A 15213-nucleotide genomic window follows, 5' to 3' on the forward strand; every position below is an offset into this window, starting at 1 on the left:
TTCGTGAGGCGCCCGCGACCGCGGTCCTGAGGTGCCCCGCGACGGGCGGTCAGTCCCCCGCCTGCTGGAACGTGCTCACCGTCGCGTCCACCTTGTCCGCCGAACCCTTGCCGGCGACCGCGCCGTACTTCCACGGGAAGCTCTGCGTCGCGTCGCTGCCCGGCAGGGACACCGTCATCGAGGTGGCCGCGAGGCTCGCCTTGTCGCCGTCCTTGCCGCGCACGTAGCTGACCGAGAACGTCGCGGAGTCGCCCTTGGCGAGCTTGAGCTTGCCGGTCTTCGCGCCGGACTGCGCGGCGACGGTCACGGAGGTGCCGCCCGCCTTCAGCGTGACCCCGGGGAAACCCTCCAGGGTGCACGGCGCGCTCTGGTTGGTGATGCTCACCGGCACCTCACCGGTGTCCCCCGTGGCCGGTGCCACGCTCGCGGAGCCGACCTGGACGGAGACCGTGCCGATCTCGCAGGCCGAGCCGTTCTTGCTGTTGGTGCCCGAGCCGTCGTTGCCGCAGGCGGTCAGGGCGAGGGCGGCGGCGAGGGCGGTGACGGTGAGCGGAATGGCGCGCATGAGCAGATCCCCATCGAGGTCGTGACGTGTCCCAGCATCATCACGCCCACGGTCCGGTCCCGCTCACCCGGCCCTACTGTCCGAGGCTCGCCGTGGGCAGCCCGGACGGCAGCTTGCCGCCCTCGGCCTTGGTGTAGGTTTCCTCGCCGGATTTACCTGACCAGGTGACTTTCATGCTGTCCTTGCTGACCGTGTCGACCATTCCGGTGACCCGGTTCTTGCTGCCGTCCGTGCAGGCGAGGTGGATCATCCGCATCCCGGCCTCCTCGCCCGCGGTCCCGGAGCACACCGCTCCGCCGGTCTCGAAGAGCCCGGCCTGCTTCCCGGTGACCACCAGGGCGACGATCTTGCCGCCGCTCGTGGTGATCCAGCTGCCCTGCAACGCGTCCGACGAGGCGGTGGCGCTGCCCGATCCTGCGGAGGCGGTCGCGGCCGCGGACGACGTCCCGGAGGGGGTGGCGGAGGAGCCGCCGCCGGAGTCACCGCCGCTGCACGCGGTCAGCGTGAGCGCGCCCACCAGCCCGGCGGCGGCCGCCGCGAGCCGTACGGCCGACCGCGCGGCCACCGTCTCCGTACGCGGCGCAGCCGTACGCGTCATGGACGTACTCGCCGTAGCCGTAGCCGTAGTCACCGCAACGCTCCCGGGTTCTAGGGGGTCGGCCGCCCGGCTGCCCGGGCGACAGCGGCAAGCTACCAGCACGCACCCACGGGACTTGTGTATGCCAGGTAGGGATCCGCTGTGGCCGATCCTGTGTGTCTCGCTCACCGGACCATCACACGGACACTGGAACACCCCGGCCGCGGTACGCGTCTGTTCCTAGTACACGATGGTTTCGATCCGGACGATCCCGCCGCGGACGGCGCGCGTGATCATGGACGGGGGCCGGTGACCGCATGTCCTCGCAGCTCTGGGGCAGACGCAGGAACGGGCAGGGTAAAGCGGACGTCAAAGCTGTAACCGCAGGAACACCCCGCGTGCACGTGCATCTGCTCATGCATCTGCACATGAACAGGGTTATGATCCGGGTCAGTTGACCACAGCACCAATGGTCACATCAGCCAGTTAGTGCACCACCGGGGAGCGACCTGTGGACCTCGACGTTGACGGCGTGTACGAGGGGTTTGACGTGTACAACGGCATGGCTGCGACGCAGCTGGACGGAGTCGCCTGGCAGAAGAGCAGGCACAGCAACTCGCAGGGGTCCTGCGTCGAGTTCGCCCGGCTGCCGGGCGGTGACGTCGCGGTCCGCAACTCGCGCTTCCCGGACGGCCCGGCCCTCGTCTACACGCGGGCGGAGATAGAAGCGATGCTCCTCGGCGTCAAGGACGGCGAGTTCGACCACCTGATCGTCAGTTGACGGCGGTCCCGGCCGGGTGCAACCCGGTGCATAGGCGGCACAACGCTCGGTGACGCGCGTAGAAACCCGGCGTCGGAAGACGCCGGGTCCGCTACTCGGCCGACGGGAGCCGGAACAGCGCCCAGACGACCTTGCCGCTCAGGGTGCCGGCCAGCGGGTGCCAGCCCCAGCTGTCGCTGAACGAATCGACCAGGAACAGCCCGCGGCCCGACTCCGCCGAGAAGTCGTCGGAGTCGCGGGGGGTCGGGGTCGCGTGACTGGGATCGCGCACCGCGCACACCAGCCGCTCGGTCCACCTCAGCAGATGCAGGCGCACGGCCGGTGCCTGCGGCGCGTCCGCACACTCGCTCTCGCCGGGCACCGCGTGCCGCAGCGCGTTGGTGACCAGCTCCGACACGACGAGACAGACGTCGTCGAAGCGGTCGCCGACATCCCACTGGCCGAGCGTTCTGCGGGTGAACAGGCGGGCCTCGCGCACGGCTTCGTAACGGGCGGGCAGAGCGCACGAGGCGGCGTTGGACACGGCCGCGGGATCAAGCGGCGGAAGGCCCTGCCGTAATGGCTTGAGCATGGTCGATCCATTCGTCCCCATGCGAGGCACTCCCGGGAATTCGCGGTCGTTGCGATGCAGCGGTGGCGCGGGACCATGGTTTCGGATGCGTACAGCAGATGCAAGGGCAGATGCACGTGCACGCGACCGAATTGGACCCTCCCGTACCGCTTGTTGGCCATTTTTTCCGCCAACTTCGTGCCAGTGGCTCACTACCTGCTTGCCAGTTCCTGTGCTTAAACTTTGGCCGCTTTCCGTTTCCGTAACCGGACGAGTACTGCTCGAAGTGTTTTAGTGGCAGACTGCGGGCCCTGAAGACGGTTGGGGAGGCTGGCGAACGTGAGCGCGGGAGAGCCCGGATCGGTGGTGCGGCGAATGCTGCTCGGCTCGCAACTCAGGCGGCTGCGCGAGGCGCGGGGGATCACCCGCGAGGCCGCGGGGTACTCGATCCGTGCCTCCGAGTCGAAGATCAGCCGCATGGAGCTGGGCCGGGTGAGCTTCAAGACCAGGGACGTGGAAGACCTGCTGACGCTGTACGGCATCACCGACGAGGCCGAGCGCGAGCAGCTCGTCTCCCTCGCCCGGGAGGCCAACGTGGCGGGCTGGTGGCACAGTTACTCCGACGTCCTGCCGACCTGGTTCCCCACCTATGTCGGCCTGGAGGGTGCGGCGCACCTCATCCGGGCGTACGAGGTGCAGTTCGTCCACGGTCTGCTTCAGACGGAGGACTACGCGCGCGCGGTGGTGCGGCGCGGTATGAAGGGGGCCGGTGAGGCGGACGTCGAACGCCGGGTCACCCTGCGCCTGGAGCGGCAGAAGTACCTGGTGGCCGAGAACGCCCCCGACTTCCACATCGTTCTCGACGAGGCCGCCCTGCGCCGGCCCTACGGTGGCCGTGAGGTGATGCGCGGGCAGCTCCAGCACCTCGTCGAGATCTCCGAACGCCCCAACGTACGGCTCCAGATCATGCCGTTCAGTTACGGCGGTCACTCCGGGGAGGGCGGCTCCTTCACGATCCTGAGCTTCCCGGAGTCGGACCTGTCGGACGTGGTCTACCTGGAGCAGCTCACGAGCGCCCTCTACCTCGACAAGCGCGAGGACGTCGCCCAGTACGAGCAGGCCCTGAAGGAGCTCCAGCAGGACAGCCCGGGGCCGGACGAGAGCCGGGACCTGCTGCGCGGACTCCTCCAGCTCTCCTAGGGCTGCCCGCTGTCCCGCGGCTCTCCCGGAGCCTTCCCGTAGCTCTCCCCAGAAGTTCGCTCTCCGTCCCCAACTGCCGTGTGACGCAAGTAGGATGACGCGTGATCAGACCGTGATGTCGATCATGTGTCTGCTACTGATTTGGGGTGCACATGTCGTCGTACTTCACTGAACTGGCCCAGCAGTACATCGACGGTGAGTGGCGCCCGGGGACCGGTTCCTGGGACATCATCGACTTCAACCCCTACGACGGGGAGAAGCTCGCGTCGATCACGATAGCCGCGGTCGAGGAGATAGATCAGGCCTACCAGGCCGCCCAGCGGGCCCAGAAGCAGTGGGCCGCCACCAACCCCTACGCCCGCCGCGCCGTCTTCGAGAAGGCCCTGCGCCTCGTCGAGGAGCGCGAGGACGAGATCACCGAGGCGATCATCGCCGAACTCGGCGGCACGCACCTCAAGGCCGGCTTCGAACTCCACCTCGCCAAGGAGTTCCTGCGCGAGTCCGTGCACCTGGCGCTGCGCCCCGAGGGCAAGATCCTGCCCTCCCCGGTGGACGGCAAGGAGAACCGCCTCTACCGCGAACCGGTCGGTGTCGTGGGCGTGATCAGCCCCTTCAACTTCCCCTTCCTGCTGTCCGTCAAGTCGGTCGCGCCGGCCCTCGCGCTCGGCAACGGCGTGGTGCTCAAGCCGCACCAGAACACCCCGATCGTCGGCGGCACGCTGGTCGCGAAGATCTTCGAGGACGCCGGTCTGCCGGGCGGCCTGCTCAACGTCGTCGTCACCGACATCGCGGAGATCGGCGACGCCTTCATCGAGCACCCGGTCCCGAAGGTCATCTCCTTCACCGGTTCCGACAAGGTCGGCCGCCACGTGGCCACCGTGTGCGCCTCGCTCTTCAAGCGCTCGGTGCTCGAACTGGGCGGCAACAGCGCCATCGTGGTCCTCGACGACGCCGACCTCGACTACGCGGTGGACGCGGCGGTCTTCAGCCGGTACGTCCACCAGGGCCAGGTCTGCATGGCCGCCAACCGCGTGCTGGTGGACCGCTCGATCGCGGACACGTTCACCGAGAAGTTCGTCGCCAAGGTGCGGACCCTCAAGACCGGCGACCCGCGCGACCCCGGGACGATCATCGGCCCGGTGATCAACTCCCAGCAGGCGGAGTCGATTTCGGCCACCGTCGAGCAGGCCCTCGCGGAGGGCGCCACCGCCCTCGTGCACGGCACCACCACCGACAACCTGGTGGAGCCCTCGGTCCTCACCGGCGTGCCCGCCGACTCCGCGCTGCTCCGCCAGGAGGTCTTCGGCCCGGTCGCCTTCCTCGTCCCCTTCGACGGCGAGGAGGAGGCCGTACGCATCGTCAACGACACCCCCTACGGCCTCAGCGGTGCCGTGCACACCGGGGACGTCGAGCGCGGCGTGGCCTTCGCCAAGCGGATCGACACCGGGATGTTCCACGTCAACGACGGCACCGTGCACGACGAGCCGCTGGTCCCCTTCGGCGGCGAGAAGCACTCCGGCATCGGCCGCCTGAACGGCGAGACCACCCTGGAGGCCTTCACCACCCTGAAGTGGATCTCGGTGCAGCACGGCCGGAGCGGCTTCCCCTTCTAGCCCGCGCGGCCGCCCAGCCGGCGAATCCGCGTGCCCGGGCCCTTTAGGACGCGATCTGTCCTAGAGGGCCCGTAGCTTCGGTCGGGACAGGGAAACACGACCCGAGGAAAGGCGGCCGGCCATGGTCACCCACGTTCCCGCGGAAGCACAGGGCGACGAGCGCGGAGCACTGCTCTCCTTCATCGAGGAGCAGCGCGGCGGCATCCGCCGGGCGCTGCTGGGCCTGACCGACGAGCAGGCGTCGAGCAAACCCAGCGCGAGCGAACTGTCCCTGGCGGGCGTGCTCAAGCACTGCGCCGAGGTCGAGCAGAGCTGGATCGCCCGCGCCAGGCAGGAGCCCCCGGCGATCAGCCGCGACCAGTCCAACTGGCACGAGACCTTCCAGCTGGTCGGCGACGAGACGGTCGCCTCCCAGCTCGCCCACTGGGAGCAGGTCGCCGCCGAGACCGAGAAGTTCATCCGCTCGGTCCCCAGCCTCGACGACACCTTCCCGCTCCCCGAGGCCCCCTGGTTCCCGAAGGGCAGCGTCTCCATGCGCTGGGTCTGCCTCCACCTGATCCGCGAGACCGCCCGCCACGCCGGCCACGCGGACATCATCCGCCAGTCCCTGGACGGGAAGACGGCCTTCGAACTGGTGGCCCTGGAACAGGGCTCGTGAACCCCTAGTGGTGGAAGCTGGTGGCCGCTTCCTTGTCCCTGACCAGCGGATGCGGCTGCCGGCGCAGTTCCGGCAGCAGCCGGGCCAGGTCCTCGATGAACAGGTCCGCCAGGTCCTTCGAGAAGCCGTTGCGGCACACCACCCGCAGTACCGACAGGTCCTCCCGGTTCGCCGGGAAGGTGTAGGCCGGCACCAGCCAGCCGCCCTCGCGCATCCGCCGGGACACGTCGAAGACGTCGTACGCCGTCACGTGGTCGGCCGTGGTGAACGCGAACACGGGCAGTTCGTCGCCCCGGGTGAGGAGCCGGAAGTCGCCGAGCGCCTCGATGCGTTCGGCGAGCCCGGTCGCCACGTCCCGGGACGCCTGCTGCACCGCCCGGTAGCCGTCCCGGCCCAGACGCAGGAACGTGTAGTACTGCGCGACCACCTGGGCGCCCGGCCGGGAGAAGTTGAGGGCGAAGGTCGGCATGTCGCCACCGAGGTAGTTCACCCGGAAGACCAGTTCCTCGGGCAGCGACTCCTTGTCCCGCCACAGCGCCCAGCCGACGCCCGGGTAGACCAGGCCGAACTTGTGCCCCGAGGTGTTGATCGACGCCACCCGGGGGAGCCGGAAGTCCCACACCAGGTCCTCGTCGAGGAAGGGCGCGATCATCGCCCCGGAGGCGCCGTCCACGTGCACCGGGACGTCGTACCCGGTGCGCTCCTGGAGGGCGTCCAGGGCGGCGCAGAGGTCGGCGACCGGCTCGTACGACCCGTCGAAGGTGGAGCCGAGGACGGCGACCACCCCGATGGTGTTCTCGTCGCAGAGGTCGGCGGCGGCCTGCGGATCCAGGTGGTAGCGGTCGCCGTCCATGGGCACGAACCGGGGTTCCACCTCCCAGAAGTTGCAGAACTTCTCCCAGCAGACCTGGACGTTGATGCCCATGATCAGGTTCGGCCGGGCACCGCCCGGGTAGCGGTCGGCGTTGCGCTGCGTCCAGCGGCGCTTGAGCGCCATCCCGGCCAGCATGCAGGCCTCGCTGGAACCGGTCGTCGAACAGCCGACCGCGGTCGACGGGTCCGGCGCGTTCCAGAGGTCGGCGAGCATCGCCACGCAGCGCCGCTCCAGTTCGGCGGTGCGCGGGTACTCGTCCTTGTCGATCATGTTCTTGTCCCGGCACTCCTGCATCAGGACGCCGGCCTGGGGTTCCATCCAGGTGGTGACGAAAGTGGCCAGATTCAGCCGGGCGTTGCCGTCCAGCATCAGCTCGTCGTGGACCAGCTGGTACGCGGTGTTCGGCGGCAGCGGGGTGTCCGGCAGCCGGTGCGTGGGCGGGGCCTCGGTCATGCCGCCGACCGGATTCGCCTCCCCGAAGAACGGGTTGACGGACATCGGTCGCTCTTGGTGCTTCTCGGGGCCTTTGTGGAGCGGCATGAGGGGTGCCTCCTGGGAGAGTTCACATGGTTCGCTTCGAGGGGATCAGCGCAGCGCGGTACCGTCCGTCCGCAACTGCATTCTCGGCCGCCCGGTCACCAGCAGCCACGCGGGCAGCGACGCCACGCACAGCAGGACGATGACGGTCGGAGAGGCCACCAGCACCGCGGCGGTGAACAGGCTCACCCAGCCCTGCCGGGTGATCGCCAACAGCATGCCCAGGACACCCGCCGCCACGCCCACCGACGGCTGGACGGCGGGCACCAGGGCGTGGGCGCACAGCCCGAAGGCCGAGCCGATGAACACCGACGGAAAGATCCGGCCACCGCGGAAGCCGCAGGAGGCGGCCACCGTCAGCGCGGCCAGCTTGACGACCGTCATGACGGCGAACTGCCCCGCCGACCAGCCCTCCGGGTCCTTCGCCAGCACCGCGACCTGGTCCAGCCCCTTGAAGAGCGTCAGCGGGCCGCCCAGCGCCCCCAGCAGGCCCAGCACGAGCCCGCCGACCGGAAGCGCCACCATGGGGTGCCCGAGGCGCCGGAAGGCGCCGTGGAGGTACGGGAAGGCGCGGACGGCGCACATGCCGAGCAGCGCGGCCGCGGGCGCGATCACCAGGGCGGCCAGCAGATCGGGCCAGCGCGTCCCGTCGAGCGCGGGCAGTCCGAGGTCCAGGGTCGGACGGGCCAGCAGGTCGGTCGTCATCGCGCCCGCCGCCGCGGCCGTCAGCGGCCCGAAGAGGTTGTCCCACAGCGCCCCCTTCAGCGGTTTTCCGGCCAGCGCCTCGGAGATCACCAGGGCCGCCGCCACCGGCGTCCCGAACAGCGCGCCGAGTGTCGCCGCGTCGGCCAGCGCGGGCCACAGCGAACCCGGCAGCCGGGGCATCGCGAGCCGCCCGAGCCACAGCGCCAGCCCGACGTTGACGGCGATGAGCGGATTCTCCGGACCGAGGCTCGGCCCGCCCGCCAGCATCAGGGCGGTCGCCAGCACCAGCCCCGGCAGCACGGCCGGCGGCAGCGCCACCGCCTCCAGGCCCATGGTGGCCGGATCGGGTCCCGCGTGCCCGGGCACCTTCCACACCACCAGCCCCACCGCGATCCCGGTGGCGGTCAGCATCACCAGCATCCACAGCACCGAGTACCGTCCGATGCCCAGCGCGTCCGGCAGGTTGTTCCACAGCACGTGCTGTAGCCGTTCGGCCAGCGAGCTCACCAGCAGGAACAGCAGGCTGCTCCCGACACCGACGGCGAGGGAGGGCAGGATCAGCGGCAGCAGGGCACGCGCGGGGGCCGAGGGCGGGGTGGGGAGCGCGTGCTGCGCGGTGTCCTGGACCACGGGCCCACCATAAGCGGGCAAAAGCGGCACAACATCCGGAGCGTGACCGGGCTTGCACCTCACGTGGCGTGAGGGCCCAGGCTGGAGCGCGGAAAGGAGCGGAAGTGAGCTACTCCGTAGGACAGGTCGCCGGCTTCGCCGGGGTCACCGTGCGCACCCTGCACCACTACGACGAGATCGGCCTGCTGGTCCCGGGCGAGCGCAGCGCCGCCGGGCACCGGCGCTACGGCGACGCCGACCTCGACCGGCTCCAGCGGATCCTGTTCTACCGGGAGCTCGGCTTCCCGCTCGACGAGGTCGCGGCCCTGCTGGACGACCCGGAGGCGGACCCCCGCGCGCACCTGCGCCGGCAGCACGACCTGCTGACCGCCCGGATCGAGCAGCTGCGGAAGATGGCCGAGGCCGTGGAACACGCCATGGAGGCACGCAGGATGGGCATCAACCTCACCCCCGAGGAACGCTTCGAGGTCTTCGGCGACAAGGACCCGGAACAGTACGCGGAGGAGGCCGAGCAGCGCTGGGGCGGCACCGAGGCCTACGCCGAGTCGCAGCGCCGCGCGGCCCGCTACACCAAGGCCGACTGGCGGCGCATGAAGGCCGAGGTCGACGACTGGGGCGCGCGTTACGCCGCCCTGGTGACCGCGGCCGAGCCGCCGGACGGCGAACGGGCCATGGACATGGCCGAGGAACACCGCCGGCACATCTGCGTCTGGTTCTACGACTGCCCGTACGAGATGCACCGCTGTCTCGGCGGGACGTACGTCGCCGACGAGCGTTTCAAGGCGTTCTACGACGCGATGGCCCCGGGCCTCGCCGAACACCTCAGGGAGGCGATCGAGGCGAACGCGGACCGGCACGCGGGATGAGCTAGCCGTCCCTGTCGATGATCACGGCGGTCCCGTAGGCGCAGACCTCGGTCCCGACGTCCGCCGCCTCGGTCACGTCGAACCGGAAGGCCAGCACCGCGTTGGCGCCCCGCGCGCGTGCCTGCTCCACCAGCCGGTCCATGGCCTGGTTGCGGGTCTGCACGAGGGTCTTCGTCAGACCCTTCAGCTCACCGCCGATCATCGACTTCAGACCCGCGCCGATCTGACTGCCCAGGTGCCGGGAGCGCACGGTCAGTCCGAAGACCTCGCCCACGACCTCGCGCACGCGGTACCCGGGAACGTCGTTCGTGGTGACGACCAGCACGTCCGGCTGGGGCCCCTGGCCGCCGCCGTATTCTTCGATACCCATGTCCACAGGTGTTCCCCAGGGCGGGCACAGTGCATCCAGGTTCCACCGGTGGAACCTGGGGTGGACACATTACGTTGATAGGTTTGTGCGCCCGCACGAGGACCTCGACGTGCCTTCACCCCTCAGGAGCCCGGAACCGTGACGACCGGAACCGCGATGACGCTCGCACTCGGCCCGAGCTGGCTGGATCCGAACAACCTGCTCGACTCGTTCGGCATCTGGGGCCTGCTCCTGGTCGTCTTCGCCGAGTCCGGGCTGCTGATCGGCTTCTTCCTGCCGGGCGACTCCCTGCTGTTCACCTGCGGCCTGCTGATCACCTCGCACCAGCTGGACTTCCCGCTGTGGGGCGCCGTCGCCCTGATCTGCCTCGCCGCGGTCCTCGGTGACCAGGCGGGCTACATGTTCGGCAAGAAGGTCGGCCCGTCGCTCTTCAACCGCCCGGACTCCCGCCTCTTCAAGCAGGAGAACGTCGCCAAGGCGCACGAGTTCTTCGAGAAGCACGGCCCGAAGTCCCTGATCCTGGCCCGCTTCGTGCCGGTGATCCGCACCTTCACGCCGATCATCGCCGGCGTCAGCGGCATGGCCTACCGCTCGTTCCTGACGTTCAACGTCATCGGCGGTGTCCTCTGGGGCGCCGGCGTCACCCTGCTCGGCTCCTGGCTCGGAAAGATCGACTTCGTCAAGAACAACATCGAGGCGATCCTGATCCTGATCGTCCTGGTCTCGGTGGTCCCGATCGCCATCGAGTTCCTGCGGGCCCGCTCGAAGGCGAAGAAGGAGGCCGCGGCCGCCCCGCCGGAGCAGCAGTTCCAGCCCTTCCAGCAGTACCCGCCGGCCCCGGTGATGGACGACGCCACGACCCGGCTCCGCAGGATCGAGCCGACGTACGAACAGCAGCAGCCGCAGCAGTACGCCCAGCCCCAGCCGCAGCAGTACGCCCAGCCCCAGCCCCAGCAGTACGCCCAGCCCCAGCAGCAGTACTACGACCAGAACGGCTACTACGACCAGCAGCAGTACCCCTACAACGAGGAACAGCAGTACCGAGCCCCGTGAGCTGAAGCGTTCCGAAAGGGGCGCGGGGAACTGCGCGACCGGCCACGACGCACCCGCACCCGCCGACGCACCTCACCTGCCCCCACGGACGCTGCTCAGAACCCCCTGGTCCGCTTGGCAGCCCGCCGCTTCCCGGCGGACCCCACCCGCAGCCCCAACCGCGAGATCTCCGACCCCAGGTTGACCCCGATCGCGATGGCCATGGCGAGCGACGCCGCCTTGGCCAGCGACACCAGCCCCTTGTCGACCTCGTTCTGGGCCATCGACAGCAGCCCGAAATACGTCGCGGAACCCGGCAGCAGCGGCCCGATCGCCGCCGTCGTGTACGGCAGCGCGGACGCGAACCGGTACCGGGACAGCAACTGCCCGAACAGTCCCACGAGACCCGCCGCGACGGCCGTGGAAGCCACCGGCGAGATCTTCCCGGCGTCGTGCATGGCGCCGTACACCGACCACGCCACGCCGCCGTTGAGGGTCACCGCCAGCACGGTGGACCGCTCCTGCTGGAGCAGTACCGCGAAGGTCAGCGACAGCACCATCGACGCGGCGATCTGTAGGTACGGCCGGTCGGAGCCGATCAGCGCCGCGTCCGGGTTGAGCCGGCCGCCCAGCTTCACGCCGAAGTACAGGACCGTCAGCACCCCGATGACGATGCCGACGAAGAAGTACATGACCTCCAGCAGCCGCGCGGAGGCGGTGATGTAGAAGCCGGTCAGCCCGTCCTGGACGCCCGCGACCAGCGCCCGCCCGGGCAGCAGCGCGAACAGCCCACCGGTGACCACGGCGGACGCCGCCACGTCCACGTGGGCGAGCGAGAACGCGATCCCGATCGCGGCCGGCGGCATCGCGGCGATCATGAACTGGTAGAACTCGGGCAGCCCCCGCCCCGCGCACAGCCATGCCAGCCGGTCGCCGAGCATCGCGCCGATCGCGGCGGCCACGAACACCAGGAGATCACCGCCGACCAGCACGGAGGCGGCTCCGGCGAGCAGCCCGCTCGCACCGGTCAGTGCCCAGCCGGGATACGGGTGCCGGTTGCGGCGGATCTCCGCGAGCCGCCGGTAGGCCTCCTCCAGCGAGACACCGGTCTCCGGGTCGGTGAGGTCGTCCACGAGCCGGAAGACGGCCGCGAGGCGCGTGTAGTCGGTCCCGCGCCGCCGTACCGTCCGGGACGCGGTCACCGGGTCCTCGACGAGCGAGGGCTGGTAGGAGATCGCCAGCAGCGTGAACGTGACGTTCGGCTCGCACCGGTCGAGGCCGTAGGAACGGCAGACCGCGAACATCGCGGCCTCCACGTCCTCCGCGCCCTCCCCGCCCGCCAGCAGCAGCTCCCCGATGCGCAGCGTCAGGTCGAGCACGCGCGGGACGGCGGGACCGCCCTCCTCGGCCCTCTGCACCGGCTCCGGCGCCGGCCGCTCCGCCACCGGCATACGCAGCATCGTGCGCATCCGGTCCTGCCAGGGAGCGTCCTTCACCAGACTGACGGCGGGAAACCCGGAGGCGGGCGTGAAGGCGGCCGGGGCGTCATGGGCGCTGTAGGTACGCGGCACGCTGAACGCCGAGCCCTCCGGCTCCGCACTCACCGGCTCCCGCGCCTGGAACCCGTCCGGCACCGCGAACTCGGACGTGGTCTCCGGCTCGGTCCCGGCCTCGGGGACCGCGACGCCCGCCGGAACGGCGAACTCCGACGTGATCTCCGGGTCGTACCTCGCCTCGTCCGACTTGGGTTTGCGGTCCTCCGCCTCCGTCACTGCCGTAACGCTCCCTGAACGACATCCTCACGTAAGCCTCAGTATGCGCACTGCCCCACAGCAGGCACGAAAAACGGGCCGCACACGCGCGTGCGGCCCGCCTTCCGAGGACGTTCGGGGGTGTCAGTGACCGCCCTGCTCCTTGAAGCGCTTGTACGACCGCTCGATCTCGACCTCGGCGTCCGTGCGGCCCACCCAGTTGGCGCCCTCGACGGACTTGCCGGGCTCCAGGTCCTTGTAGACCTCGAAGAAGTGCTGGATCTCCAGGCGGTCGAACTCCGACACGTGGTGGATGTCGCGCAGGTGCTCCACGCGCGGGTCCGTGGCCGGGACGCACAGCAGCTTGTCGTCGCCGCCGGCCTCGTCCGTCATCCGGAACATGCCGATCGCGCGGCACTTGATGAGGCAGCCCGGGAAGGTGGGCTCGTCCAGGATGACCAGCGCGTCCAGCGGGTCGCCGTCCTCGCCGAGGGTGTTCTCGACGAATCCGTAGTCGGTCGGGTAGGCGGTCGAGGTGAAGAGACGACGGTCCAGGCGGATCCGACCGGTCTCGTGGTCCACCTCGTACTTGTTCCGCGAACCCTTCGGGATCTCGATCGTGACGTCGAACTCCACCGGTGGCTCCTCCATGATCAACACATAGTTCTGGTGGTTAAGTGTCCCTCACGCAGGTGTGTGATCGCGAAAGGGGCTGGTGGTCGTGCCAGAGCTGAGGCCTTGGCAGGCCGCGAAACCGCGGGTGCGGAAGATCGCGGGCGCCGTGCGACCGCGTCTGGCACGCCTGGCGACCGCCACGAAACCGCAGGTCACGCGGTTTCGGCAGGCAGTAGGACCGCAGCTTGCCCGCTTCACGCGCGCGAGCGGACCCCGGCTGGCCACCCTGGTCCGCCTCCCCCGTGCTTCTCGTCCTCGGGGCCCCCAGGACCCTCGAGGGTCCCGGACCCTCAGGACCTGGCAGTACACCGCCGGCGCCGCCACGGCCGGACTCGCGCTGGCCGCCGGAGTGGCGACCGCCGCGGGCCCCTGGGACGCCGACGGTCAGCGTACGGCCGAGCGGGACCGGGCGGCCGCCCTGGAGCGGCCGGGTGGCGCAGATCACGGCACCGGCTCCGGCACCGCCGCCCAGGACCCCGCGGCCGCCCCGAGCGCCGGCCCCGTCCTCACGGGCCTCGGAGGCGCCACGGACACCGTGAAGTCGGCCCCGACCGCGAACGCCACCGGAACCACCGGGGACGACGCCGGGGCCTCCCCGGCGGCCCTCACGGACCTCCTGGGGCCCCTTCTGGACGCCCCGGAGCTCGGCCGGACCCGTACCGCCGTCGTCCTCGACGTGGCCACCGGCAAGCGGCTCTACGCCGAGGGCGCCGACACGGCCCTCACCCCCGCCTCCACCACCAAGATCGCCACCGCCGTCGCCGCCCTCTCCGCCCTCGGCCCCGACCACCGCCTCACCACCCGTGCCGTCCTCGAACCCGGCACCCGGCAGGTCGTCCTGGTCGGCGGCGGCGACCCGACCCTCACCGCCCGCCAGGACCCCGGCGGCTGGGCCAGCCTGCGCACCCTCGCCACCGAGACGGCCAGATCACTGACCGAGCGCGGCATCCGGCAGATCACGCTCTCCTACGACACCTCGCTCTACACCGGCCCCGACCTGCACCCCATCGGCGTCAACGACAACCTCGCGCGCGTGAGCCCCCTCATGGCCGACGAGGGCCGCACCGACGACTCCGTCAGCGGCCCGGCGGCCCGGGTGAGCGACCCGGCGGCCGACGCGGCACGGAAGTTCGCGGCCTTCCTGACCGACGCCGGCATCAAGACCTCGGCCCCCGGCACCGCCAAGGCCGGCAGGCGGGCCGGCACCCTCGCCACCGTCTCCTCGCCCCCGCTGTCCTCCGTCGTCGAACGCATGCTCACCAACAGCGACAACGACATCGCCGAGGCTCTGGCCCGGCAGACCGCGCTGGCGACCGGGGGACCGGCCGGCTTCGACGGGGGAGCGGCCGCCATCGACGCCCGGCTGACCAAGCTGGGCCTGCCGACGACCGGCGCCTCCTTCCACGACGGCAGCGGCCTCGACCGCGACGACCGGCTGACCGCGAACCTCCTCACCGCCCTGCTCGCCAAGGCCGCCGACGCGGACCTGCCGGGCCTGCGCCCGGTCCTCACCGGCCTGCCCGTCGCCCACTTCACGGGCACCCTGACCAGCCGTTACACGGACGGCGCGGCCGGCGTCGTACGCGCGAAGACCGGCACCCTGACCGGCGTCAACACCCTGGCGGGCACCCTCGTCGACCGGGACGGCCGCCTGCTGGCCTTCGCGTTCCTGACGTCGGACACCACGAACCCGCAGGAGGCCCAGGAGGCACTGGACCGGACGGCCACGGCCCTGGCGGGGCTGTAACCGCCGCCGGCCGCGCCGGAGACCGACAAGTCACGCCAACCTCACCAACCTCCACGGCCTGCCCCAAGCGGTAGCGCTAACG

At 70.4% G+C, this 15213-nt stretch carries 15 protein-coding genes and 1 pseudogene; 8 read left to right on the top strand and 8 right to left on the bottom strand.

What is annotated here, in order from left to right:
- Positions 1-49: 49 nt before the first annotated feature.
- The gene (locus AAW13_RS06510) at positions 50-565 is read right to left on the bottom strand and encodes a DUF4232 domain-containing protein (RefSeq protein ID WP_046730919.1); all 516 of its coding nucleotides are present in this window, start codon (positions 563-565) and stop codon (positions 50-52) included.
- A gap of 73 nt (positions 566-638) precedes the next feature.
- On the bottom strand, positions 639-1163 hold the full coding sequence (locus AAW13_RS06515; RefSeq protein WP_206306161.1) for a hypothetical protein: 525 nt from the start codon (positions 1161-1163) through the stop codon (positions 639-641).
- Between the two features lie 171 nt (positions 1164-1334).
- Here AAW13_RS06515 and AAW13_RS46570 point away from each other — a divergent pair.
- Positions 1335-1455: pseudogene (locus AAW13_RS46570) on the top strand (SRPBCC family protein); the annotation flags it as partial.
- A 198-nt stretch (positions 1456-1653) separates the two neighbouring features.
- Positions 1654-1923 carry a DUF397 domain-containing protein gene (locus AAW13_RS06525; RefSeq protein ID WP_046730917.1) on the top strand — a complete coding sequence of 90 codons (270 nt, stop codon included), beginning with the start codon at positions 1654-1656 and terminating at the stop codon, positions 1921-1923.
- Between the two features lie 91 nt (positions 1924-2014).
- Here AAW13_RS06525 and AAW13_RS06530 read toward each other — a convergent pair whose 3' ends face one another.
- The gene (locus AAW13_RS06530) at positions 2015-2494 is read right to left on the bottom strand and encodes an ATP-binding protein (protein WP_046730916.1); all 480 of its coding nucleotides are present in this window, start codon (positions 2492-2494) and stop codon (positions 2015-2017) included.
- 354 nt (positions 2495-2848) lie between these two features.
- Here AAW13_RS06530 and AAW13_RS06540 point away from each other — a divergent pair, with 354 nt between their 5' ends.
- From AAW13_RS06540 to AAW13_RS06550, 3 genes are all read left to right on the top strand, one after another.
- On the top strand, positions 2849-3673 hold the full coding sequence (locus AAW13_RS06540; protein WP_046730915.1) for a helix-turn-helix domain-containing protein: 825 nt from the start codon (positions 2849-2851) through the stop codon (positions 3671-3673).
- A 152-nt stretch (positions 3674-3825) separates the two neighbouring features.
- Positions 3826-5286: an aldehyde dehydrogenase family protein gene (locus AAW13_RS06545; protein WP_046730914.1), complete on the top strand. Its 1461-nt coding sequence runs from the start codon at positions 3826-3828 to the stop codon at positions 5284-5286.
- 121 nt (positions 5287-5407) lie between these two features.
- Positions 5408-5944, top strand: coding sequence for a DinB family protein (locus tag AAW13_RS06550; RefSeq protein WP_046730913.1), 537 nt, complete (start codon positions 5408-5410; stop codon positions 5942-5944).
- 4 nt (positions 5945-5948) lie between these two features.
- On the opposite strand, the gene gad is transcribed toward AAW13_RS06550, so the two are convergent.
- A complete protein-coding gene (gad, locus tag AAW13_RS06555; protein ID WP_046730912.1) occupies positions 5949-7358 on the bottom strand; it encodes a glutamate decarboxylase in 1410 nt (469 codons plus the stop codon).
- A gap of 45 nt (positions 7359-7403) precedes the next feature.
- On the bottom strand, positions 7404-8690 hold the full coding sequence (locus AAW13_RS06560; protein ID WP_046730911.1) for an ion channel protein: 1287 nt from the start codon (positions 8688-8690) through the stop codon (positions 7404-7406).
- A 104-nt stretch (positions 8691-8794) separates the two neighbouring features.
- Here AAW13_RS06560 and AAW13_RS06565 point away from each other — a divergent pair, with 104 nt between their 5' ends.
- Positions 8795-9556: a MerR family transcriptional regulator gene (locus tag AAW13_RS06565; protein ID WP_046730910.1), complete on the top strand. Its 762-nt coding sequence runs from the start codon at positions 8795-8797 to the stop codon at positions 9554-9556.
- Position 9557: 1 nt separating this feature from the next.
- Here AAW13_RS06565 and AAW13_RS06570 read toward each other — a convergent pair whose 3' ends face one another.
- On the bottom strand, positions 9558-9926 hold the full coding sequence (locus AAW13_RS06570) for a YbjQ family protein (protein ID WP_046730929.1): 369 nt from the start codon (positions 9924-9926) through the stop codon (positions 9558-9560).
- 156 nt (positions 9927-10082) lie between these two features.
- On the opposite strand from AAW13_RS06570, the gene AAW13_RS06575 reads away from it, so the two are divergent.
- Positions 10083-10979 carry a DedA family protein gene (locus AAW13_RS06575; protein ID WP_046730928.1) on the top strand — a complete coding sequence of 299 codons (897 nt, stop codon included), beginning with the start codon at positions 10083-10085 and terminating at the stop codon, positions 10977-10979.
- A gap of 95 nt (positions 10980-11074) precedes the next feature.
- Here AAW13_RS06575 and AAW13_RS06580 read toward each other — a convergent pair whose 3' ends face one another.
- Positions 11075-12730 carry a threonine/serine exporter family protein gene (locus AAW13_RS06580; RefSeq protein WP_046730909.1) on the bottom strand — a complete coding sequence of 552 codons (1656 nt, stop codon included), beginning with the start codon at positions 12728-12730 and terminating at the stop codon, positions 11075-11077.
- Between the two features lie 123 nt (positions 12731-12853).
- Complete coding sequence (locus tag AAW13_RS06585) at positions 12854-13345, bottom strand: inorganic diphosphatase (RefSeq protein WP_046730908.1); 492 nt, start codon at positions 13343-13345, stop codon at positions 12854-12856.
- A 79-nt stretch (positions 13346-13424) separates the two neighbouring features.
- Between AAW13_RS06585 and dacB the strand changes: the two genes are divergently transcribed.
- On the top strand, positions 13425-15131 hold the full coding sequence (dacB, locus tag AAW13_RS06590; protein WP_079178729.1) for a D-alanyl-D-alanine carboxypeptidase/D-alanyl-D-alanine endopeptidase: 1707 nt from the start codon (positions 13425-13427) through the stop codon (positions 15129-15131).
- Positions 15132-15213: the final 82 nt, after the last annotated feature.

Source organism: Streptomyces humi, from assembly GCF_001005085.2.
GTDB classification, from domain to species: Bacteria; Actinomycetota; Actinomycetes; order Streptomycetales; family Streptomycetaceae; genus Streptomyces; species Streptomyces humi.

What these genes read in the sequence shown, in the direction of transcription:
- AAW13_RS06510 (WP_046730919.1), bottom strand. Translation starts at nt 565, where the DNA reads ATGCGCGCCATTCCGCTCACCGTCACCGCCCTCGCCGCCGCCCTCGCC.
- AAW13_RS06515 (WP_206306161.1), bottom strand. Translation starts at nt 1,163, where the DNA reads ATGACGCGTACGGCTGCGCCGCGTACGGAGACGGTGGCCGCGCGGTCG.
- AAW13_RS06530 (WP_046730916.1), bottom strand. Translation starts at nt 2,494, where the DNA reads ATGCTCAAGCCATTACGGCAGGGCCTTCCGCCGCTTGATCCCGCGGCC.
- AAW13_RS06540 (WP_046730915.1), top strand. Translation starts at nt 2,849, where the DNA reads ATGCTGCTCGGCTCGCAACTCAGGCGGCTGCGCGAGGCGCGGGGGATC.
- AAW13_RS06545 (WP_046730914.1), top strand. Translation starts at nt 3,826, where the DNA reads ATGTCGTCGTACTTCACTGAACTGGCCCAGCAGTACATCGACGGTGAG.
- AAW13_RS06550 (WP_046730913.1), top strand. Translation starts at nt 5,408, where the DNA reads ATGGTCACCCACGTTCCCGCGGAAGCACAGGGCGACGAGCGCGGAGCA.
- gad (WP_046730912.1), bottom strand. Translation starts at nt 7,358, where the DNA reads ATGCCGCTCCACAAAGGCCCCGAGAAGCACCAAGAGCGACCGATGTCC.
- AAW13_RS06570 (WP_046730929.1), bottom strand. Translation starts at nt 9,926, where the DNA reads ATGGGTATCGAAGAATACGGCGGCGGCCAGGGGCCCCAGCCGGACGTG.
- AAW13_RS06575 (WP_046730928.1), top strand. Translation starts at nt 10,083, where the DNA reads ATGACGCTCGCACTCGGCCCGAGCTGGCTGGATCCGAACAACCTGCTC.